A 22,055-nucleotide genomic window follows, 5' to 3' on the forward strand; every position below is an offset into this window, starting at 1 on the left:
GCTCATTCACATTAACGGCTTAGTTCATAGTCAAGAGATATTGATTTTTAACAAATGTATTCAAAAAAATTAATAGCCAATCAATATAAATAACTATATTGACCTCAGAAACCTGCTCTCAATTATATTTTTCAATCCTCTCATCTAAATCCCACAATCACCTTCCTATTTATTCCAATCTCTTCCCCTTCCATGTATAATTGTTGCAAACAAGGAGGGATCGGCTCATGACTGACTTTTCTCATGATCTAGTCCGGTACATCATCAAAAAGAGACGGAAAAAAAAGAATCTTCGCCTGGAAGATCTGAAAGATCGGAACATCTCCATCGCGACGATCAGTTTCATCGAAAATGGCGAACAAAAGGTGTCACAAGAAAAGTTTCACTATTTACTGACGAAGTTAAACATTGATCCCGCGTCATTGGGACATCTTGTGGCACAGGAAGAGAAGAAAATAGAGGAACTTCGGTTTCAACTAGACTTTATTGAGGCTCTGTTGGACAACAATGAGACGACGACGGTTTACGATTTATTGCTACGCATCCATCTCGAGGATTTCCATCCCCTCGCGCCTCATTACCACTATCTGCTCGGACTGGTTCACTTCAAGAAGCAAGACTGGCCCAAGGCGGAGCACTTTTTTCAGCGGGCGATTCTGTTATGTCGTCATCATTCGCTCAACCCGCAGGATAACGTCATTGCCTTATGCTTAAAGGAATTAAGTGCTTGTGCTTACCACCAAAATGATCTCGAGCAAGCACTGTCCTTTGTCGATCAAGGGTTAGAAGCCTTTCGAGAGGAAAAAGGGCGAAAAGAGGTGCGATTTGTCTTATTAAGCAACAAGATCCTGTATTTGCTGAGAGACGCGCAAACGGAACAGGCCAGTCACTTGCTAAACCAAGTTTGGCCGCAAATCCAACAAATTGAACTGACACGGGTTACCTTGAACTTGTATAAATTCCGGGCCATCTTACTCAGGAAAAGCAAAATGCATGAGGAAGCCATTGCCTGTTGCAAAGAGGGGATTAGAAAAGGGAAACGAAACCTTTTCTTAAGCCGTACCTATGATTTGCTCAATGTGTTGGGAAGCATTTATCTGCAACAAAAAGAATTTGAGAAAGCGGCTTATTATTTTGAGTTAGTGATCAATAACGACCAAGACATGAAATTCCCCCGTCGACATATGGATGCTCATACCTATCTAGCCATTCTGCACTCAAGTCAACAAAACTGGGTGAAAGCGAAAGACCATTTCGATCAAGCAATCGAGTTAGGAAAAGAACTCAACGATGCCTTCCGCTTAACCAAAGCCTATATTGTTCGCGGAAACAGTCTGAAAAACCAGCAACGTTATAATGATGCGATTGCTTCTTACAAACAGGCAATAGTATTAGCTCAGAATCACCATTACAAATCGAGAGAAGCAAAAGCATTATATTTAATGGCAGAATGCTATGATAAAATGAAAGAAGAAAAAGAGTTTACTGAATCGACTAACTGTTTGTTCTTCCTTTTGAAGGAACTCAACTTTAAGGGGGACGAAGATGACATCTATGAAGTTGGTTAAGGGCCTAAGCTGTAAGTATGGAGATGATGACACTGATACAGACTAGGGTAATCCTACACCAAGCCGATTGCTTGGTGTTTTTGTTTTTATTAACTAACAAATATACCAACACTTTTTTCACTTAAAAAATCTCCTCCATCGTTAATAACGAATAAGAGGAGATTCATAAAGTTGGAGCCCTATACCCCTATCCCGCTTCATTTCGTTCCATCCTTCTGTGAATTCCATGGGATGAGATAACGTTTTACATCAAACGGGAGAAGCAAGGTTTTGTACCAGTTATTGTCCTGTCCGTTTTTCACGGCATATTGCCAAACTTGATAGGCGGCTGTGTCCGTCATGCGCGTATGGGAAGCGAACTTAATGATATCTTCCACAGGAACAGCATAGAACGCCTGTGTTTCAAACGAGATATCTCTGGCTTGTTCCATGATCGGAAACAGCTCTTCCCAAGTTTGGTCGATGGAAGCATGATACAAGAAAATGGGTTGCATTTTCTGCTTGGGCACGACGATGCCGTCAAAATGCAAACGTTCCAGATCCAGGTTGAGCTCTTCTTTGATTTCACGTAGCCCGCATGACTCAAACGGGTTATCAGCATCAAAGTCCACATCACCAACGGTACCCGCGCAGGTAGCCCCAAAGTTTCCGGAAGAAACGGCGACCTTGTTCGTGCGCTCAACGATGCCGATCCGGCCTGTCGCATCCACGATGAGCACACTCACGGAAATGATGTTAGCAAGCGAACGATTCTCTAAAACATCCTCCACTTTCTTTGGCTCACCGTATTTATGTACCTCATTCACAACCTGCTGAATCAACCCAAACGTACGGAATGATCTCATCAGGGTAGCCATTTGGCTGCGAAAAGAACGGATGGGTGCATTGGCGGGATAAGCCGTCAGGTTTGTCGCGATGAAGTCAAAAAAGCCAACCTTGGAAATATGAGCGGTGTATTCCTTTTTGTCATTGGAAACGGGCGAAATCCCATCCAGTCTAATGGAAGAACCATTATGTGGATTGGAACCATTGCGCGCGGCATGAAACTTAACCAAAATGTCCCGCTCATGTTCTGACAAAGGTGACAGGAACTTTGACACTTCCAGCCTGTTTATACCGTTTATTTTCAGATCATGCAAAGCGAACACCCGCTGTTTCGGATGGATTACTCTCCGGATGGTCTGGGTGATGCCTGACATGCGTATGTAAAGGATGATGTATGCGGATACCCCGAAGATAAGTGCCGTGACCAGATTGGCAACCACATTTGTAAATACATCCTTAACCATCTCCATTACCTCCCTCCTCGTTCGGGTACGTCTCAGGAATATTTTATATAATAACTTAACTTATTCATGCTATCGTTTACTTGTTCATTCTAACATTCATTGATTAGGGTTAAAACAATTCAATCACTAATTTTTATCCTGATTGTAAAAACAGCCCCAAAAACCCCCGCTTACCCCAAAGGTTGAAGAAGCTTCATTGGAAGGCTTGGTAGATAGCTAATTAGCCTTAATAAAAAAGCATCATTTTTGCTTCGTATTGCTCATTTATCAAGATAAATTCACTCCCCTTCGGCTCGATCATAATTAACGTTTGAGAAAAAACAAAAGACGCCCATTATTGGCGTCAAACAAAATTAAACTCAGCATCCCCGTACCTTACTTTGGATCTATCCATTTTTCACTTAGCAAATCATAAGTTTCACCTGTATTTGGATAATACAAGTAATAAGGAATTTGCGAGATTTTCCCTCCGGCTTCATTGAAGCATTCTTGAAGAAAAGTAACTAAGTAGTCTTTAACAAAGCTATCCATTTCGTCGACCAAGTCATCATCATCTTCAATCTCAGAGTAATCTAATTTTGAATCAGCCTGAAACATAAAGCCGTCCAACAATGGACTTAGTTCACCATGGGCGTTTTCCATCAGTTGTTTGTCCCAACCTGCCATCGCTGATACGTTGATGCCAAAATACCCGCCATCACCTCTTATCTCCATTATCACAAATTTGGTTTCTTGATGATAAGGGTACTGCAATAGGTTGCCAAACGTTTCAATAGTTTCTTTCTTGGACTCATTAATTGATTCGATAACTAATTGCTTATAAGATATTTTTACAAATCCCTCCTCGGCTCCGAATTAACCACATGAAAGTATACTTGCCCAGTCAACAATGGAATCCGTAACTGTTCTAAAAAAAGGTCGTCCTAAGAATCGCCCAACTATGATCGTCGCTCTTTCCGAACTTGGTTGAGAAGTCGCGGGATAAAAATTTTCATTCCTTCTTCAAGCGTGTCGCCCATTTTTATCAAATGTCGTGAACACATTGAAGTGACTAACTATCGGAATCCTAGACTTCAGTAAATTTAAATCCCACTAGACCGTTTGATTCAACCGCTTTTTTTAACTCATCAGATATAAAGACCATCCACATTAAACTCTCATCCAGATAAATTCGAAAAATATGCTTCCCTTCGATCTTTTCATTAATAAACGCATACTTTTCGAATTCTAGTCGAAATCCACTAGGCAACTCTTTGACAACCGCTCGATCATAATCAACAGCATCAATCGCATTTATTACATGAATCGCAAAATATTTCTTTTCAAGATGAATTAATGGCAATATCTCTGCTCTATCTTTCAAAAAACTTTCTGTAGCACGGAGCGCGTTTCACTAAAAACTGGAATAGACCAGTCTCAAAAATGCGACAATCACTCCCTTTCCCTTCATCTATTGTACATACTTCAATAGGATCCCACGTTTTATAATCCCGATCAAAATCTGCCAATCCCAATGTTTCAAAATCATTTAATGAAACTTTCTAACTGCCACACTTTCTTAGTAATCCCTCCATCTTAAAAGCACAGAGGTTGAATGAGGAGTTGAGGATGGGGTAATATGAGTGACCCGCTTGTGCCACCAATTTTATTGAACATTTTTTGATCAAATCCAACAAAAATAAGGAGCCATCCCCTTCAAATGGCCCTGTATGATTCCATTACTATTTCTTGGTCTCATTACTTGGTGGAGGAGTAATAATTGATTGATAGTCCAATGCTTCTTCCACAATTTCTTCTGGAGTTAAGTTTCTTTCATCCCAATAAATTAAATCACTAACTTCTGGATGAGGAACTCTTCGTTCAAGCAAGTCTAACATCTCATCTAGTTCCTCTTCAGTCCCTTCTGCATTCACAATCTTTCGGACAAGCTCTATTAATTCTTCTTTTGTTCGCACTCTATCCATAACAACATCTCTACTTAGTAAAGCCAATCCCCTTTCAAGGTAATTGGCTTCTCATTTTGAAATAGTCTTTACAACAGGTTGTTATCTTCCATGTCTTCTTTTATGTTCATAAACAGACGATACATATAATCTCCACTTCGCCGATCCGTACTGGCCACAATTTGTGAAAAAGGAGATTCTGCATAAAGATTATGTTCATCGTCTCGCGGTTTCACCAAAGGCATGCTGTAAAAAACGTAGCTTTGATCGTTCAATTCAACATCCCATTTCCATTTTAACTGCTTTACATAGACTTGCCCCACATAGCGAAGCATACCATCAACAATTTCTGCCTTTTCATTATTCATCAAGGCTTGTGGTGAAGGATGTCTATCTAAAATCCATTGTTCCAATCGAATGAGAGATTCTGGGGAAAAGTCAAGATTCAAATGATCAAATTCATTTATAAACTGTTCAACTACATCCGATTGAAAAAAAAGCCATTCTTGAAATTGATCTTCCGAAGAGAAAAATTGCTTCCTACTCATAATAAACACCTACTTATTTGGTCTAGTTTTTTCAATTTTAACCTTTATGCCAATTCGCTCGAGCTCTTTTTTTAGCGGTTCACTGGCATCAGCATTTTCAAATACCCAAGTAATATCCCACCCTCGTCTAACTAAATATTTATCTTTTGCGATTTCTTCCCTTATCCTATCATTAAGGTAAAAATAACCTTCAGTATTTTCTTTGGTGGTCGTTTTATGTTCAATAGCTTTCCGCAAATCCTCGTTTGCAATATCTAATAGTCGTCGCCCATAAGGTGTATTTACCGAAACTTGAGTAGACCCTTTCCAATCGAGTTTTTTCATATATTCGTCCACTATTTTATGAGACTTTCTTGCTTTTCCCATGTTAGCCTCATACAGATTACTCCAATGATTATAACTCATCTGCCCTCCATTCTCTTGATATTCTTTCCATCTTTGTTCTTTGTGTTCGGGACTTCCGGGTATTAAATCATCCCTTTTAACTTTTTTTCTTCCACCGCCGCCTCGATCAGCCTGAGCATACAAACACTCAACAAAATTCCCATCTCCGAATCTGATCAGCGCAAAATACCCCGGCGTTCGCTGATAGCCAAAACATTTGCTAGTATTTTTGAACACCGGCTTGACCTTGGCCACAACCGGACTTGCATGCTTTTCGATCGCACCTGTGGCTTTGGCGATCATAGGTTGTACCACTGGATACGCGCCGGAAGCGAAGCTGACCAAGGTGGCACCAGCCAGGCCGGAGAGAACGGCCCGTTTCCAATTAAGCTTTTTCCCTCTTAACCAATCGTCGACTCCGCTGGTGATGGCCCCTTCCGTTGCCGCCATCGCGCCGACTTTACTAAAGAACCCACCTGCCATGCGCTGGACAAACGCGGGCGCTTTGCCAATCAGTTGCTTACCCCCGTTGATGATGGGGCCTAAAAAACGCGATCCGGTTATGGCCGTTGCCAGTCCCGGTGCCAGCTTGGTCAAGCCGGAAAAGACCATGCTCGCCGCACCTCCGCCGATGGCGCCAGCGGCACCGCCAATGGCCGCCTCCAACAGCACCGTCTCATCCACTTTGCCGCCGTTGAGCAAGGTGCCGAGGCCAAACGAAAGGCCCCAGTTCGCCAACAGCATGAGTCCCAACGGTTCCAATCCCGGTACCAATAAGAGGGCAACGCCAGCGACAAGCACCAAGCCGGAAGCAACCAGTTCTTTGTTCTCCTTCATCCAATTCCAAGCTTTGCTTAAGCCGTTTCCAACGTCATGGGCAAACTCTTTTCCCTTATCCCACCATTTCTGATACCAGGGACGATGGTCTTTCGCGGCGTTGGTTCCACCTCCTTTGTCATTCGTTCCGCCTGTTTCCAAATCATGTGCCTGATATGGATCCGGCGCATGATAAATGTCCGGCGCTTTGTATGGGTCCGGCGCCTTATACGGATCAGGTGGCACATAAGGGTCGGGAGCTTGATAGCCTTCAGCCAACACCGTCAACGGAAAGAACAATGAAAACAGAAAAAAAATTAGCGCCATTCCTGAGAAACAGCGCACAACCAGTTTCTGCAAACTCATCACCTCTATTTATATTTTAAATAATAGTAGTGATTTGTTAAATATTTCCCTGGTTATAAATTTTCGAAAGTTAATTGAAGTGTAGAATAGGTTCAATCATAGCACCTTCGTTTACGCGAATATTACAGGAGCTTCCCTAGTTTTAATCGGACTGGGATAGGGTAACTCGACCTTCCATTTTATTTTGATTTAATATTAATAATTTTAACAATGGACGGATATGGTTAAAGAGGGAGGTGGGCAAATGAAAAAAATGAAGGTGTTTTTGTGCAGTGTGCTGTTGCTCTTTGCTCTCGTCTTTGCGTCCGTTTCGGCAGAAGCATCAACCAACATGATGCCGGTTCAGCTTGATGGAAAGGTTTTGTCTGCGGAGGAGTTTCAGCGGTTAGACCGTCATGACATCGTCGTGATGGCCTATGTTGGTGAACGGTTGTATGCCTTCACGACAGAAACGGAGTTTGCACAATTCCGGAACCGCGTGGAAAGTGAGACGAAGCGGGATGTCTCTATCGAAGTGCCGCATGTCGGTTTTTATACGCATGCCAAATACAAAGGGGAAAGCATGGGAACGATCGCGCATGACCCGGACCTGAGGAGAACGTTTGGAGGGAAATTCCATGATCGGATCTCGTCTCTGAAAGTGCAGTGCGGGGTTAGTCTCAGGATCTATGAACACATCAATTATAAAGGGGCGAGCCTTTACTTTAATTCCTGCAGCAACAACAGCAATTTGAGTTATGTTCCGAAAGCCGGAGGAGGAACCTGGAACGACGTCATTTCCTCGTATAAAGTGTATCGTTAAGCAAGGCTGAATCAGACTTTCTTGCTTGGAATATTTCCATTCAACCCGCATGTTAACTGCAAAAGCACTGGCTGGAGAGGCCAGTGCTTTTTTTGGCCGTTTATGAGTGGGATTCTGGAAAATGTTCTGTTGTCCAACTACTCAAGCCCTATTTTTTGTTTTAATTCAAAGATGAGTTTTTAAATCTCTCTTTTAGCGGTAGTGACAACAGTGTTAAGCCTACAAGAAACAGAATTGCCATCAGGCCAACATAACTGTATTGAGACTCCACACGGCTGAAGCCGTGGGATTCTTGGGTAGTTAGCGCACTCAATTCATTTCTGCTTCATGCAACTCCCAAGTTCAGGGCTGTCCCATCAGCCCGTCCCATGCAGTTCTACAACTCATGTTGCATGTACCCACATGGGCGGAACGCCTATTACCAGCGTTCTAGTTCCGTTTTACTAACTCTCATGATTTTACCCAGTGGGAGAGATTGGTTCGCCACTGGAACCCCATATCATGACGTACAGAGGAACAAAACCCACTACCAGTGGGATGAGCACCGATCATGCGTTAGATTATACCGAAAATTGCTTCTATTAACAATCCCATAAAGGGATTACCGAGCAACGCCGACTTTCATCCCATCCTTGAAAGAGTTGGGCTTTCTGTCGGCAACTTCTGTAATAAAAACGATGTGATCTGAGATATTGAGCAATCATTTTTGAATGAGTCCAGCCATACAGCCCCACACCTAATGCTTCAAATAAGAAGTATTGACCATATAGATAGATTGAACATGCCAAAACAGCAAAGCCTGAAGGGGTATATATATTGGTAGGTTTCACTTTATTAAATATCAAGGTTAATCCCGTAGTGAAAAAGACGATAATCAATAGCCACAGCAATAACCAGAACTCTCTGGGCGGGCTTGTGTGAAGCATGAAATACATTGCTCCACCGTCATTTTCTTTTGAAGGTGTAAAAAACATGATGGCTGTAGCAAAGAAATGGATTCCTATTAAGTAGATACTTAAGGCAAACCAACCAAATCCTAAATGACGAGAACTCATGGAAGTTTCCCCTTTCCCAACTATTTCCCATTTGAATTGTATGGAATGCGGTAACCACTCAGTTATATAAAGTTCCCTGCACGAACCAACCATTGTTCATCATTATTTTAATTGATATAATACTAAAAACAAAATGAAAACACCGAAAGGAGAGTGCCCATATGAAAAAAAGATCACTGCTGTCTTTGTCCAAAGGAATCGGGTACTCAACTGCGGTTTTCTTTGATGATGCCAACCATGGGAGAAGTCTGTCCAAAATCAGGTAGGCAAGCGACCGGACATCCTTGGGTTAGGATCATCCTGAAGGAGCATGTGGGAATGAAACGCCACAGGTCGCTTTCCTGTGGTTGACATATCTTGATATGCGCGCCACGGGACTGCCTGTGGTGTTTTTTATTTGCAACGAAAAGGGAGGAAAACCGAATGAAACTGAAAGGCAAACAGATCTTTGTGAAAATACTGGAAGAGTCCGATGCGGAAGCGATGTGGCGCCTGGAATTGCGGAACCGGGACTTTTTTCAATTGTATACCCCTTTGCGGGACGAGTCGTTTTACACGTTGGAAGGGCAACGGGAGCGGATCCGGAATAACCTGAGACTGAAAGAGCGGGGCCAGCAATACGCCTTCGGCATTTATCTGCTGGAAACGTGGGAATTGATCGGGAGCATTACCCTTTCGGAAGTGGTGCGGGGCCATCTGCAAAGCGGCTGGATCGGCTATTATCTGGACAAACATCATAACGGCAAAGGGTACATGACAGAGGCGGTCCGCCTGGTGGTGGCTTATGCGTTCAACGAGTTGAAGCTCCATCGGATTGAAGCGGGAGTCATGCCGCATAACACCGGTTCCATCAGAGTATTGGAAAAAGCGGGATTTCATAAGGAGGGCATCGCCAGGGAAAACGTGAAGATCAACGGGCGGTGGGAAGACCATCAGATCCTGGCCATCATCAACGAGGCAGAATGATATATTGCGCTGAAAGTGACGGGCAAGGATTCCGGCCATGTTGCGTCTTCCATCGGCCCCTATGGCCTCTACCCTCTCTTAAGATGGAAATGGAAGCTTGGGCAGTGCGATGGAGATTGGTTTGTCTCCACTTCAATGTTAGAAATACGAAATGACTTGAGACAAGTTTAGGGGCTCGAGTCATTTTTCCGTTTGTTGAGCAAATATCCCCCGCATGGATGGATGCACCCTCCGCCCCATCGCCAACATTTCCCTTATTGCTTATCCATTCCTTGGTATGCGTTGGGTTCATGCATGTTCCGGCTGTCCCTTTGGTGCCTGAATGCCAACAATCTCTTGTAAATCTCTTCCCTTGCCCGATTGATGCCGCCAATCGGTTGATGTTCCATCAACGCATGGCCGGGTGAAATCGACAACTGCTCGGATACCCTAGAATGATGGGTAGCTGGTTTTTCAAGTGAATTCGGCCCTCTAAGAAAGTCTTTCATAATGAAAAGTAAAAGCAAACGATACGGCATCCGCTTAGCGGGGATTTGCCATTTAATCTTTTATCTTCAAATCTAAAAAATAGGATAGTAAAGCGTTAATTACCCCAATCATAATGGCTATATTGAAAGATATTTCAATTTTCGGGTGAATCAATGCAGATAAATATACCAAAAGGACACCTGTTATTATTGCTTCTGGGACTTTAGCCGCTAAATAAGGGAGGCCTAGGTGTTTGGTTAATCCAGTAAAAAAACCTTCCGCAAAAACACTATAAAAAAATAAACCTAGTGAAGTAAAAATAGATAGTGAAAACAAGTATGATAAACTTGTTGCACCTAAAGTATCAGGACTCAGATAACTTACAAGCCATAATAAAAAGAATATAAATGTTGCTGGCAACGATAGGACGGCCATTGCACTGAGCACTGTAAAAGCGGTTACTATGTACGTAATCCAAGTGGGTATCTTTTCATGGTCTTCTTTATTTATCCAATGAAGTAACCAGTAAAAAAAACCAAATAACACAGTTATCGCTATAAGTATCGTTCCACAAAAAATCATATGATCACCTAATTATTAGTGGAGTCTGGAATTCTCCACACTCCACTAATTAATAACTTTTTAGAGTCCAAACACTAAAACGATATAATGTGAGGCAATCGCAGCATCCGCAGGCGGCACTCCCAAGCTAACTAAAAAACTAGTTAAAGCTATTTCTTGGACATCTCCAACTTTCTCGATCCAATTAGCAATTTTATTCAAGTTGCTTTCAACAACTTTAGCTGCTTTTGGAGAAATTTTCTTTGCCAATTTAGTTAACCAGGGCCCACCATGGCGAATAATTTGTGCGGCTAATTTCTCTTTCCAACCCTTTGTTGTAATCGTTTGTTCATTAGTCAGAGATTTACTAGTACTAACTGTAATTTTCGACATATTATTATTGATATTAGCAATTGCAATTTTTGCTTTTTCAATTAAATAACTTGGAACATTATCAGCTTTTGCTTGCGCTTCATCAAAAATCAACATCTCACCGTTGTCTTTTATATATTTGGCTATAAGCTCAATCTCTTGATCCTCTGTTAACGAATTAGATTGTGCGTATACAGCACCACCGTTTGTACTAAAAAGCACCACAAACGAAAAAATCAAACACATCGAAACAATCAGCATTCTCTTCATTATGCACTACCCTTTCTTTAAATTATAATTTAGATGGAACGATATTTAAAATAAAGTAAAGGAGTTACAAAAGTTATACAAATGTTTTGGGGTTTTCTAAATTAAATTATTCTAGCGTAGACTCTTGCTCGACGCCATCGAGTAGGTGCCGAAGCCAAACCAAATGACCCAGTTAGCCAGTCCCAATTGGTTCTGATTCGGGGAATTAATCCAAGCAACTGAACAACCCACTGAAATCCCTAACCAAAGGTGGATTTCAAATTGTTGGGCACACTAAGTGGATCGCTTCCGGGTACAGGATGGATACGTGACACTGTAACCCACACAGTCATTGGTTTTCCAAATGGAAAAATGACTTATCATTATTATTAAACCGTTTCTAAATGGGTGAAAACATGAATAAGTGGACATACATTGTCGGCGGGATCATCCTTCTCAGTGTATTAGTCACTGTTATTTCAATTAACTTCATTTCTAATCCCTGATTTAGAACATGCCGTTGAGATAAGGTAAAGAAATGCCTTTCAAAAAAGCACGAACTTCCCCTATTGATAAAGGGGCGGATAGTGCTTTTTCTTTGATCACCACAAATACCCATCCAATATTCGGCAAAGCGATTATGCGAACAATGTATCAAGCCCATGATACTCGTCATGTAGGCAAACATTCTGAAGTTCGAACTGTTTTTATACCTACTGGCTCGATTACCAGCACCAACTTTTTCTTAAACAAAGAAGAACGGGAGACTTTGTGCAAGAATGGTTATCAAGCGGGAAAATATGATCCACATGCAACACATAGATATGGCCATCTGTGCCGTTATAAGCGATCATTTTTCCATCCGAGGAAAAATCCGCGTTCCATTCACCTACGGCTGGTGAGTCGGTCAGATTGTCCTCCGTTCCAGCCGCGGTCCTCGTGCACATCGAAGCCGTTGTTTTTACAATAGAGAAATAAGTCGGAATTTTAATTTATCAACAATCAAAAAATTATGTAAATTACGAATAAATTGTTTACTTTCTGACAAACTTCAATTATACTAATTTATAGAAGGTCATCGCCTTCATCTTGAGTCTTTCATCACGAGTTTTAGGGGGTGGCCTGCATGCTGCGTAAAACCACTATCGAAGCGAGTGTAGCTGGACTTGGAAATGAAGGTTAATACTTATGTACGGTAAGGGATAGGCTCAGATATATTCTGGGCCTATTATCATGATTGGGAAGAGGTGTTGCGAATGATATCGCTCAAAGCAAAACCCAAGAAGAAAAAAGCCTATCCTTGCGTCAGCCTGGATAACCACATATATATCGCGGGATTTGGAAGCATCAACAAATACGAGGACCCCAATGGGGCCGTCGGTGAGCTGATCGCCTTGATGGATGGCGAAAGAACGGTGGAAGAGATCGCCAACACGATCAGCGCCAAGTATGAAGAGATTACGTTTGATATGGTAGTGGAAGCGATTGCCGATCTCAGCCAAGACCGGATTATAGAGGACACCGCTTTTGTCGGTTCGGAAATTTTGAGCGAATACCAATTGGAACGTTACCATCGCAATATCAACTTCTTCTCTACATACGCCACATTGGAACAAAACAAATACCAATACCAAAAGAAACTTTGCGAGGCGAAGGTGTGTGTGGTCGGATTGGGAGGACTCGGTTCCCACATTGTGTTTGATCTGGCCGGACTGGGTGTCGGAACGATCAGGGCGATTGAGTTTGATCGGGTGGAAAGGTCCAATCTCAATCGGCAGATCCTATACACCGAAGCGGACATCGGGCAAAAGAAAGCGAGCATCGCTGAACAAAGGATAAACATGTTCAATCCCTCCATCCATTTTGAAACATTGGACAGGCAAATCACTTCGGCGAATGACGCCTTTGAAGCGATCAATGGTTTTGATTATTGCATCTTGGTCGCCGATCGGCCCAAGACCAAAATCGCGTTGTGGTTTAATGAAGCGTGCGTCAAAGCGGGCGTCACGTTAATCTCTGGAGGCTTGGAAGCGCAGCGGGCCATGCACTACACTGTCATTCCCCATGTCACGGGTTGCATCCAGTGTTGGGTGAATCAAGTCAAAAAGCGAGATCCCATCTCCTACGCCATATTGGAAGAACGCAGGCGGTTGAATCTGACCGGCGACAACACCGCCATCGTCCCCCTCGTATCCGTGTGCACCGGCCTCATGTTGGCCGAACTGGTGAGATTGATAACCGGGGTAAAACCCAGCAACGCTTCAGGCAAAATGATTTCCATCGATTTTGAGACGATGACGACCAGCGTTGCGGAAACGTGGGAAAAAGATGCGAATTGCGAAGTTTGCGGCAGGGTATGACAAGAATCTAGCGAATTATTAAATGGAGCGGCTTAATAAAATCAAGCCGCTTATTTATATTTTTATGGAGGGAATGAACATGGGGCGTAACTACTATTTATTGTGGTTATCCTATCTTGTCACGCAAGTGGGAAATTGGGTTTACCTCATTGCTTTGCCGCTTGTCGTGTACGACTTGACGGGCTCCGGGTTGTACATGGCCTCGTTGTATGGCGTGGAATTTTTGCCTTGGATCCTGTTTTCGCTGTTTGGCGGTTTGATCGCGGACAAGTATAACAAGAAAAAGGTAATCATGGCCGGCAACTTGGCTTCCGCCATCTTGATCGGGGTTCTCCTTGTCGCGGTCAATCTCCCAACCTTGAACTTGCCCGTCATTTTCATCACGGTCTTCTGCTTGTCTTCCATCAATCCGCTCACACACCCTTCGTTCAACAGCATCATTCCACTGCTCGTCACGAATCAACACATCGTCAAAGCAAACTCGTCCATCCAATTGATCGAGAACATCATCACGTTGCTGGGACCCATGGTCGGGGGTGGGGCGATTGCCTTCATCGGCGGCAAGCAGGCACTTTTTATCGATATTGCCGCGTACTTGCTGGGCTCCCTGTTTGTGGCCTTGCTTAAATACACGGAAGCACCAAAGGAATCGGAGGTGAAGCGGAAAACGCGCATCAAAGAAGACTTATGGGTGGGCATCCAATATACTTACCGGAACAAGGTCATCTTTTACGGTTCTCTTTTGTTCTTCTTCACCAACCTCGCGATCAACGCTTTCCAAAGCAACTTTATGTACTACTTGGCCCATACGCTGAAACTCGACTCCGCCACCATCGGATTGACGCTTGGACTGCAGGGGATCGGACCGTTGATCGGCGCGTTTTTCGCCCCTTATCTCAACAACAGGATCTCCTCCGGCAAGCTGATCCTTTTCTCCACCAGCTTGGCGGGACTGGCCACCTTCTTCCTGCTGGGCGCCAAAACCTATTGGCAAGTCGCTCTCATACAGGCCATCGCCTTGACCTTCGGCAATATCAACGTCATTACATACTTCTCACTCAGGCAGCGCATCGTTCCTTCCGAACTTCTGGGCAGAGTGGTCAGCGTAACCCGGATGATTTCTTACTCTTCCATTCCACTCAGCTCGTTTTTGGCCGGTTGGGCCATCAACGAAGGGATTACCATCTACAGCATCATCCTATTTTCGGCTAGTCTCCGGTTCCTCGTCGGCGCTTTGGGATTTTTGACACCTTTAAGCGAGGACAAGAAACAACTGGACAGTTACGCGAACAAACCAAATATTGAAGTGTAGGGAGTGACACATATTGAGCAGGGAAAACAAAACAAGCGCGTTCCATGCGTTGCATCATGGCGAATCCTTGTTTTTGCTTCCGAACGCATGGGATGTGATCAGTGCCAAAATGTACGAACTGGCGGGCCATCAAGCCTTGGGAACGACGAGCGCCGGCATCGCCGCTGCGCTTGGGTACGCCGACGGCGAGAAGATCCCTTTTCATCTGCTTCTCGAGACTGTTGATCGGATGGTAACCAGCGTGAACATCCCCGTGAGTGTCGATCTGGAATCCGGCTACGCCTCCAACCTGCGCGATTTGCTGGCGAACGTCCAATCTGTCGTCGATATCGGGGCGGTCGGCATCAACATTGAGGATACCGCCGATCACGAAAGCAAAGATTTGGTTGACGCAAACAGGCAAGCGGAGAAGATTCTCGCCATAAAGGAGCAATCCGCTTCGGCCAAAGCCCCCCTGTTCATCAATGCCCGCATCGACACCTATTGGAACAACAAGTTGGCGCATGGGCAACGGCTGGAAGAAACGATTCACCGCGGCATACGCTACGGTGAGGCGGGTGCCGATTGCATTTTTATCCCGGGGGTCTTTCAAGTGGAAGAGATTCGAATCCTTGCGCGGGAGATTGGGCAGCCCATCAATCTTCTGTTGGGCCCATCGACTCCCCCCATTGAGACATTGGAAGAGCTGGGCGTCAAACGGTTGAGTGTCGGATCGGGTCCCGCGCGCTCCGTTATCGGGTATATCCAGCGCATCGCCACCGCCCTCCACGCCAAAGACTTCGCGCAATATCAGGTGTTATCGGAAAACCAAATCCCGTACCCGGCACTGAATGAATTATTGGACAAGCAATAGTTGCATCAGCCAGTTACCTGTTGAAAGTAGCTGGCTTTTTCTTGTTGACATATTGGTTCGTCCCACGCATGTCCCCGTCGATCGCATAGTTCCCCGAACCTGGATCGTAAAAGAGGGCGGGTTGCCCGTTCTTTGCCTTAAACAAAGCCGCCGGACATGCCGGGAATCCATGCGATATAGTCTGAATTTTCAATGTCCCACGCTGTTCTTTATCTTTTCCCGAACGCCAAGAACACACTTGATCGGGAAAATCAACCTGAGCTTCAACCGGCAAACGGGGCATATCTACGGTTTTTGCGTGAACCCGGCCCATCAAGGCCAAGGGATCGGCACCGCCATCATCGCCGCTGCCCTTGGGCGATATCAAAGCCAAGTCGAAACGTTCACTTTGGAAGTGGCCACGGAAAATCCCTTGGCCATTCGCTTGTATGAACGATGTGGTGGTTTCGCAAGATAACTACTACGTTTTGCCCGTCACCTAAGCATCCTTGGTGGTGCTTTGGCTATCGGTAAGAAGGGGCGGGCTCCTATCGGAGATCACACCCTTTTCCGTCATTTCCCCCCTGCGTTTTCCACGACCCGATTCAACCATTCATTGACCATCGCATGGAACAGTGCCGGCTGTTCCAGCTGCAAATTGTGCCCGGCGCGGTCCAACACGGCAAAGGTGGCGCGGGGGAACCGATCAAGAATGCGCCAAGCGTCCTCGTAACCCGTGATCGCATCCTGTCTGCCCAACAAAAAGAGGCATGGCTTTTCATAGGGGGACAACCGCTCATCCACATCAAACGAAAACGCGTATTGCTTCTTTAATTTGTCCAAAAAGGATTCATCGGCCAAGGCAGCGCCTGCGAGGATTTCTTCACGGTATCGGCGCCAATTGGTTTCGTCCAGCACCACTGAAATGGATCGGAATTCTTCACGTTCTTCCGCACTCAACCGGGACAACAGCTGTTCATCTTGGTGGATGACGGTATGAGGGGGAAGCGTTCTCCCATTCATGTCCGCAATGATCAAGGGGCAAATGAAAGCCGCTCCATCCACTTGTTCTTTCCGTTTGGCTATGATGCCTCTGGCCAAGTATCCCCCATAGGATTGGCCCGCCACCAGGAAAGATTCATCGGGAATGATGCGATCGATGAATTGCAACACGACATCCAACATGTCGTCCGAGTTCTGAATGCCGTAAACTTCCTTGCTTTGTCCCATCCCCGGCAGATCGATATAGATCCGTTTCCACTCTTCTACCCGTCCTGTGAAAACAGGCTCCATGCAGCCGGTCATGACCCGATGATCGAGGGAAAAACCATGAATCATGAGGATCGGCCGGCCTGAACCATAAACGTGATAATGGACTTTCACATCGCCAATGGAGCATTCCATGCTGTGCCCCTCCCATTATTTTGATAAATTCATTTTCCATTATATCAGAATATTTTTTTCACTAATGAAGACAAGATCATACCATGAAACAAATAACCCCCCGCCCTTCCCCAACATCGGAAAAGGGCGGGGGTCGCTTTTTGCGCGACAGCCTCAATCCCCGTCAAACAGGTCGCCCAAGCCGCCGAGAATGCTGCCTTCATCTTTACGGCCCGTTGCCGGCGCGGCGGCGAAGATCCGGCTGGCCAGGCGGCTGAACGGCAAGCTTTGGACCCATACTTTGCCCGGCCCCCTGAGCGTGGTGAAGAAGACCCCTTCCCCGCCAAACAAGGCCGTTTTGATCCCGCCGACAAATTGGATGTCATAATCGACGGTGGCAGTCATCGCCACCAAACAACCCGTGTCGAGGCGAACCATCTCCCCCGCTTGCAACTCCTTTTCAATGATGGTGCCGCCCGCATGGACGAAAGCCAAGCCGTCCCCCTCCAGTTTCTGCATGATGAAGCCTTCGCCCCCGAAGAATCCGGCTCCGATCTTCCGTTGCAGTTCGATCCCCACCGATACGCCTTTGGCCGCGCAAAGGAAGGAGTCTTTCTGGCAGATGATTTTCCCGTTGTATTGTTTCAAATCGAGCGGGATGATCTTGCCCGGATAAGGGGCGGCGAACGAAACGTTTTTTCTTGTGCCACCCGTATTCGTAAACACGGTCATAAACAAGCTCTCGCCCGTGAGCAGCCGTTTCCCGGCGCTGAAGAGTTTGCCCATCAGACCTTTGCTCGTTTGGCTGCCGTCGCCGAAAATGGTCTCCATCTGAATCGTGTCATCCATCATCAGCAGACTGCCCGCTTCCGCGATCACGCTTTCCTGCGGGTCCAACTCAATCTCCACCAATTGCATGTCATCGCCATAAATGCGAAAGTCAATTTCATGTGCCGAAGCCATCTGATCCGCTCCCTTTTTCATCATCATCATTCTGTTCTTATCGCAAACAGTAACTATTTTCCCGCAAATCGCTTGTTCCTATCACTTTTGCAAAAAAAATAACGATCCGGTCTCGCTTCGGATCGTTACGCTTTCGTTACTGCTTCATGCGCGGGTCAAAAATGTCCCGCAGGCCGTCGCCCAGCAGGTTGAAGCCCAGTACGGTGATCATGATGGCCACACCCGGGAAAATCATCGTCCATGGGGCCAACTGCAGGTAATCGCGGGCGTCCGACAGCATGGTTCCCCATTCGGGGTCCGGCGGTTGCGCCCCCAAGCCCAAGAAGCCGAGCGCCGCCACTTCGATCACCGCCGTCGCGAAACTCAGCGTCCCTTGCACCATGATCGGCGTCCAACAATTGGGCAGGATATGATGCCAGAGAATCCGGCTGTCTTTCATCCCGATGGCCCGCGCCGCCAACACGAAGTCTTCCGCTTTCACGCTGAGCACGCGGGACCGCATCAAGCGGCCGAAGGTGGGGATGTTGATGATCGCGATCGCGATCAGGGCGTTGTTCAATCCCGGGCCCAACATGGCCACAATGGCGATCGCCAACAGGATGCTTGGAAAAGCCAGCATGATGTCGAACAGGCGGGAAATCAAGGTATCCTGCCATTTGCCGTAAAACCCGGCGATCAAGCCCAAGAAGCTCCCCACCACGACCGAACCGACGATGCTGGCGAAACCGACCCACAAGGAGATGCGTGAGCCGTACACAATCCGCGTGAAGATGTCCCGTCCCAAATCATCGGTGCCAAACCAGTGTTCCGCGGAGGGGGCGGCCAGCGTATCCGGACTCGGCTCCGTGTAATCATAGGGGGTGATGACGGGCGCGACCAGCGCCAAAATGATAAAGATCAGGACCAATCCGCTTCCAATGACGGCTGAACGGTGCCGCAAAAAGGCGCGCACAAAACCTTGAACCGGATTTTCCAGCGGAGCGGAGTGGGACGTTGCGGTTGCTTCAGGAGTTTCCGTTACTGGAGGTTGAACATTGCCGGTTTGCATCATACCTCACTCCTTCCCATACTGGATCCGTGGATCGATCCAGGCGTATAATAAATCGACAATGAGATTGATCATGACAAAAATCACCGCCAACACCAGAATGCCGGACTGGATGACGGGATAATCGCGCGAATTGATCGCATCATAGATATACCGTCCAATCCCGGGCCAACTGAAGATCGTTTCCGTCAAGACCGCGCCGCCCAACAGCAGGCCCAGTTGCAAACCGACCACGGTCAAAATGGGGATCATGGCGTTTTTCAACGTATGCTTGTAGATCACCCAAAACTCGGAGACCCCTTTCGCCCTGGCCGTGCGGATATAATCGGAACGCATCACTTCCAGCATGCTGGAGCGGGTCATGCGGGCGATGATCGCCATCGGGATGGTGCCGAGCGCGACAGCCGGCAGCAAGATGTGTTTCAACACGTCCCCCAGCATCGCCATATCGCCAAACAAAAAGGCGTCGATGATGTAGAAATAGGTGATCGGCTCATACTCCATGCGCGGATCCAGCCGCCCATTCGAAGGGAACCAACCCAGTTCTTGCGCGAACAGCCATTGCTCCATCAATCCGAGCCAGAAAATCGGAATGGAAACACCGATGAGAGCGATAAACATGGAACCGTAATCCAGCCAGGAGTTTTGGCGCCACGCCGATAAAATGCCCAAGTTGATGCCGAAGATCAGGGCAATTCCGATGGCGACAAAAGACAGCTCCGCGGTTGCCGCCAAGAAGGGGCCAATTTCTTCACTGATCGGCGTCTTGTTGACCAAAGAGGTGCCCAGATCCCCTTGCAACAGTTGCTGCAAATAGCGGAAATACTGGATATAGATCGGTTGATCCAACCCAAGGTTGTGCCGGATCTCTTGCAGTTGCTGAGGCGTCGCTTTGTCGCCGGCAATCGTCTTGGCTGGGTCACCCGGAATCGCGTGCACGACGGCAAACACGATCAACGACATGCCCAAGAGAACAGGGATCAACATCAACAATCGTCGTACTGTGTATGCTAGCATTCGGTTTCACCACCTAATCCCTATCGGTCACGTTGATACAAAAGGTAACACCATAGCGAAACGCTATGATGTTACCCCCCGTTTTTTACTGCAAGTCGACTTTCTCCAGGGAAAGCTCATTCGTCGGGTGTGTCTTGAATCCAGTCACTTCTTTTTTCGCCGCATATGGCACGGTGGCATGGGCGATCGGCACCCATGGCGCATCTTGCTTGATGATTTCCTGCGCTTTCGCATACAGGTCGGCCCGCTCTTTTTCGTCGCTGGACTCTTGCGCTTTGATCAGGAGATCATGCAACTCGTCGTTTTTGTAGAAAGCGATGTTCCCGGCGTCCGGCGTGCGGGTGTTGTCTTTGTCCAGCAGAACGTACAAGAAGTTGTCCGGGTCCCCATTGTCCCCGTTCCAGCCGAACAAGGCCATTTGATGCTCGCCTTTCCCCGTTTTGTCCAAGTAGATTTGCCAGTCGTAGGTCACGATTTTCACTTTGACCCCGATTTTGGCCAAATCGGCTTGGATGTACTCGGCCACTTTCTTGCCGTCCGGCATGTAGGGGCGCGGCGCGGTCATCGCATAGAACTCCACTTCAAATCCGTCCGGATAGCCGGCTTCCGCCAACAGTTGTTTCGCTTTGTCCAGGTTGAATTCATAATCTTTCACATTTTTGTTGTAACCCAACATGAAGTCCGGCATGGGGTTGACGGCCGGTTTGGCCAAACCGGAGTAGAAGTTTTTGATCAGCGCTTCTTTGTTGACCGCATGGTTGATCGCTTGGCGCACTTTCGGATTGTCAAACGGTTTCTTCTCAGTATTAAACGCCAAGTAGCCGACGTTCATGCCCACTTGCTTAAAGACTTGCAATTTGCTGTCTTTTTCGGCCGGCCCCACATCACTGGGATTCAAGCCGTCAATGATGTCCACGTCACCCGATTTGAGCGCCGTGAAGCGCGCGGCGTTGTCCGGGATTACTTTGAAGATGACTTTGTCCAGCTTCGGTTCCCCTTTTCTCCAGAAATCGGGGTTTTTCTCAAGCGTGATCGTGTCATTCTTCTTCCACTCTTTAAACTTGAACGGCCCCGTGCCGATCGGATGCTGGGCGAAAGCGGCCGGGTCTTTCTTCACCGCCGTTGGCGAGGCGATCCCAAACGCGGACATCGCCAGGTTTTGCAAGAAGGGCGCTTGCGGGGAAGTCAGCTCGAATTTGACCGTGTACTCATCCACCGCGGTCACGCTCTTGATCTTATGTCCCGCATCCCCTTTATATCCGCCGAACATATACCCGTAGTAAGAGAAGTCGCCGCCCTTGTGCTCCGGATGGCTCTTGTCGGCCCAACGTTCAAAGTTGTAAACCACGGCATCCGCATTGAATGGGGTGCCGTCGTGGAACTTCACGTCTTTGCGCAGTTTGAAGGTCCACACTTTGGCGTCCGCGCTCACTTCCCAGCTTTCGGCCAAGCTTGGCACCACATCGGTGTTGCCGTCCGCGTATTCCACCAAGTTGTCAAAAATCTGATCAGTCACCTTGGTTGATTCGCCATCGGTCACTTGAATCGGATCAAGCAACTTGGCATCTTCCCCGCGACCGTAGATCAAGGTTTTGGCACCGGAATCGGCGCTTTTCTTCTCCACACAGCCGACTAAAACAGATGAAAAAATAAAAATTGCCAGCAAAGGTAACAGCCATAACCGTTTTTTCATACACTTTCCTCCTTTTCATGATCCTTGATGGATAAATTGACTGGTGACGTCGCTTCTCCC

22 protein-coding genes are annotated in these 22,055 nt (G+C 46.5%); 7 read left to right on the forward strand and 15 right to left on the reverse strand.

Annotated elements, in window-relative coordinates; translation table 11 throughout:
* Positions 1–227 precede the first annotated feature (227 nt).
* A complete protein-coding gene (locus ACFQNG_RS18985; RefSeq protein ID WP_379867483.1) occupies positions 228–1,568 on the forward strand; it encodes a tetratricopeptide repeat protein in 1,341 nt (446 codons plus the stop codon).
* Between the two features lie 197 nt (positions 1,569–1,765).
* Here the strand turns inward: ACFQNG_RS18985 and ACFQNG_RS18990 are convergent, their stop codons facing one another.
* From ACFQNG_RS18990 to ACFQNG_RS19015, 6 genes are all read right to left on the reverse strand, one after another.
* Entirely contained in the window at positions 1,766–2,857 is a 1,092-nt protein-coding gene (locus tag ACFQNG_RS18990; RefSeq protein ID WP_379867484.1) for an NUDIX hydrolase, read from the reverse strand.
* 375 nt (positions 2,858–3,232) lie between these two features.
* Entirely contained in the window at positions 3,233–3,577 is a 345-nt protein-coding gene (locus tag ACFQNG_RS18995; protein WP_379867485.1) for a hypothetical protein, read from the reverse strand.
* 346 nt (positions 3,578–3,923) lie between these two features.
* Positions 3,924–4,220 carry an imm11 family protein gene (locus ACFQNG_RS19000; RefSeq protein ID WP_379867486.1) on the reverse strand — a complete coding sequence of 99 codons (297 nt, stop codon included), beginning with the start codon at positions 4,218–4,220 and terminating at the stop codon, positions 3,924–3,926.
* Positions 4,221–4,578: 358 nt separating this feature from the next.
* Positions 4,579–4,821, reverse strand: a complete 243-nt coding sequence (locus ACFQNG_RS19005) for a bacteriocin immunity protein (RefSeq protein ID WP_379867487.1) — start codon at positions 4,819–4,821, stop codon at positions 4,579–4,581.
* Positions 4,822–4,889: 68 nt separating this feature from the next.
* Positions 4,890–5,348, reverse strand: a complete 459-nt coding sequence (locus ACFQNG_RS19010; protein ID WP_379867488.1) for a hypothetical protein — start codon at positions 5,346–5,348, stop codon at positions 4,890–4,892.
* A 9-nt stretch (positions 5,349–5,357) separates the two neighbouring features.
* Positions 5,358–6,908, reverse strand: coding sequence for a hypothetical protein (locus tag ACFQNG_RS19015; protein ID WP_379867489.1), 1,551 nt, complete (start codon positions 6,906–6,908; stop codon positions 5,358–5,360).
* Between the two features lie 250 nt (positions 6,909–7,158).
* Here ACFQNG_RS19015 and ACFQNG_RS19020 point away from each other — a divergent pair, with 250 nt between their 5' ends.
* Positions 7,159–7,716: a beta/gamma crystallin domain-containing protein gene (locus ACFQNG_RS19020; RefSeq protein ID WP_379867490.1), complete on the forward strand. Its 558-nt coding sequence runs from the start codon at positions 7,159–7,161 to the stop codon at positions 7,714–7,716.
* 581 nt (positions 7,717–8,297) lie between these two features.
* On the opposite strand, the gene ACFQNG_RS19025 is transcribed toward ACFQNG_RS19020, so the two are convergent.
* Entirely contained in the window at positions 8,298–8,771 is a 474-nt protein-coding gene (locus tag ACFQNG_RS19025; RefSeq protein WP_379867491.1) for a hypothetical protein, read from the reverse strand.
* Positions 8,772–9,194: 423 nt separating this feature from the next.
* Here ACFQNG_RS19025 and ACFQNG_RS19030 point away from each other — a divergent pair, with 423 nt between their 5' ends.
* On the forward strand, positions 9,195–9,737 hold the full coding sequence (locus tag ACFQNG_RS19030) for a GNAT family N-acetyltransferase (RefSeq protein WP_379867492.1): 543 nt from the start codon (positions 9,195–9,197) through the stop codon (positions 9,735–9,737).
* 254 nt (positions 9,738–9,991) lie between these two features.
* Here the strand turns inward: ACFQNG_RS19030 and ACFQNG_RS19035 are convergent, their stop codons facing one another.
* The 3 genes from ACFQNG_RS19035 to ACFQNG_RS19045 all read right to left on the reverse strand — a co-directional run bounded on the left by ACFQNG_RS19035 (position 9,992) and on the right by ACFQNG_RS19045 (position 11,408).
* Positions 9,992–10,153: a hypothetical protein gene (locus ACFQNG_RS19035; RefSeq protein WP_379867493.1), complete on the reverse strand. Its 162-nt coding sequence runs from the start codon at positions 10,151–10,153 to the stop codon at positions 9,992–9,994.
* A 124-nt stretch (positions 10,154–10,277) separates the two neighbouring features.
* Positions 10,278–10,787: a hypothetical protein gene (locus ACFQNG_RS19040; RefSeq protein WP_379867494.1), complete on the reverse strand. Its 510-nt coding sequence runs from the start codon at positions 10,785–10,787 to the stop codon at positions 10,278–10,280.
* Positions 10,788–10,847: 60 nt separating this feature from the next.
* Positions 10,848–11,408, reverse strand: coding sequence for a hypothetical protein (locus ACFQNG_RS19045; protein ID WP_379867495.1), 561 nt, complete (start codon positions 11,406–11,408; stop codon positions 10,848–10,850).
* A 1,235-nt stretch (positions 11,409–12,643) separates the two neighbouring features.
* Between ACFQNG_RS19045 and ACFQNG_RS19050 the strand changes: the two genes are divergently transcribed.
* From ACFQNG_RS19050 to ACFQNG_RS19065, 4 genes are all read left to right on the forward strand, one after another.
* Positions 12,644–13,747, forward strand: a complete 1,104-nt coding sequence (locus ACFQNG_RS19050) for a HesA/MoeB/ThiF family protein (protein ID WP_379867496.1) — start codon at positions 12,644–12,646, stop codon at positions 13,745–13,747.
* A gap of 79 nt (positions 13,748–13,826) precedes the next feature.
* Entirely contained in the window at positions 13,827–15,059 is a 1,233-nt protein-coding gene (locus ACFQNG_RS19055; RefSeq protein WP_379867497.1) for an MFS transporter, read from the forward strand.
* A 13-nt stretch (positions 15,060–15,072) separates the two neighbouring features.
* Positions 15,073–15,912, forward strand: coding sequence for an isocitrate lyase/PEP mutase family protein (locus ACFQNG_RS19060; protein ID WP_379867498.1), 840 nt, complete (start codon positions 15,073–15,075; stop codon positions 15,910–15,912).
* A gap of 169 nt (positions 15,913–16,081) precedes the next feature.
* Positions 16,082–16,369, forward strand: a complete 288-nt coding sequence (locus tag ACFQNG_RS19065; RefSeq protein WP_379867499.1) for a GNAT family N-acetyltransferase — start codon at positions 16,082–16,084, stop codon at positions 16,367–16,369.
* Positions 16,370–16,464: 95 nt separating this feature from the next.
* Here the strand turns inward: ACFQNG_RS19065 and ACFQNG_RS19070 are convergent, their stop codons facing one another.
* From ACFQNG_RS19070 to ACFQNG_RS19090, 5 genes are all read right to left on the reverse strand, one after another.
* Positions 16,465–17,295, reverse strand: a complete 831-nt coding sequence (locus tag ACFQNG_RS19070; protein ID WP_379867500.1) for an alpha/beta fold hydrolase — start codon at positions 17,293–17,295, stop codon at positions 16,465–16,467.
* Positions 17,296–17,448: 153 nt separating this feature from the next.
* Positions 17,449–18,237 carry a TIGR00266 family protein gene (locus ACFQNG_RS19075; RefSeq protein WP_379867501.1) on the reverse strand — a complete coding sequence of 263 codons (789 nt, stop codon included), beginning with the start codon at positions 18,235–18,237 and terminating at the stop codon, positions 17,449–17,451.
* Positions 18,238–18,373: 136 nt separating this feature from the next.
* Positions 18,374–19,285 carry an ABC transporter permease gene (locus tag ACFQNG_RS19080; protein WP_379867502.1) on the reverse strand — a complete coding sequence of 304 codons (912 nt, stop codon included), beginning with the start codon at positions 19,283–19,285 and terminating at the stop codon, positions 18,374–18,376.
* 6 nt (positions 19,286–19,291) lie between these two features.
* Positions 19,292–20,302, reverse strand: a complete 1,011-nt coding sequence (locus ACFQNG_RS19085; RefSeq protein ID WP_379867503.1) for an ABC transporter permease — start codon at positions 20,300–20,302, stop codon at positions 19,292–19,294.
* An 85-nt stretch (positions 20,303–20,387) separates the two neighbouring features.
* The gene (locus tag ACFQNG_RS19090; RefSeq protein ID WP_379867504.1) at positions 20,388–21,995 is read right to left on the reverse strand and encodes an ABC transporter substrate-binding protein; all 1,608 of its coding nucleotides are present in this window, start codon (positions 21,993–21,995) and stop codon (positions 20,388–20,390) included.
* Positions 21,996–22,055: the final 60 nt, after the last annotated feature.

Origin of the sequence: Laceyella putida (assembly GCF_042665195.1) — a bacterium.
In the GTDB taxonomy this organism is placed as follows: domain Bacteria; phylum Bacillota; class Bacilli; order Thermoactinomycetales; family Thermoactinomycetaceae; genus Laceyella; species Laceyella putida.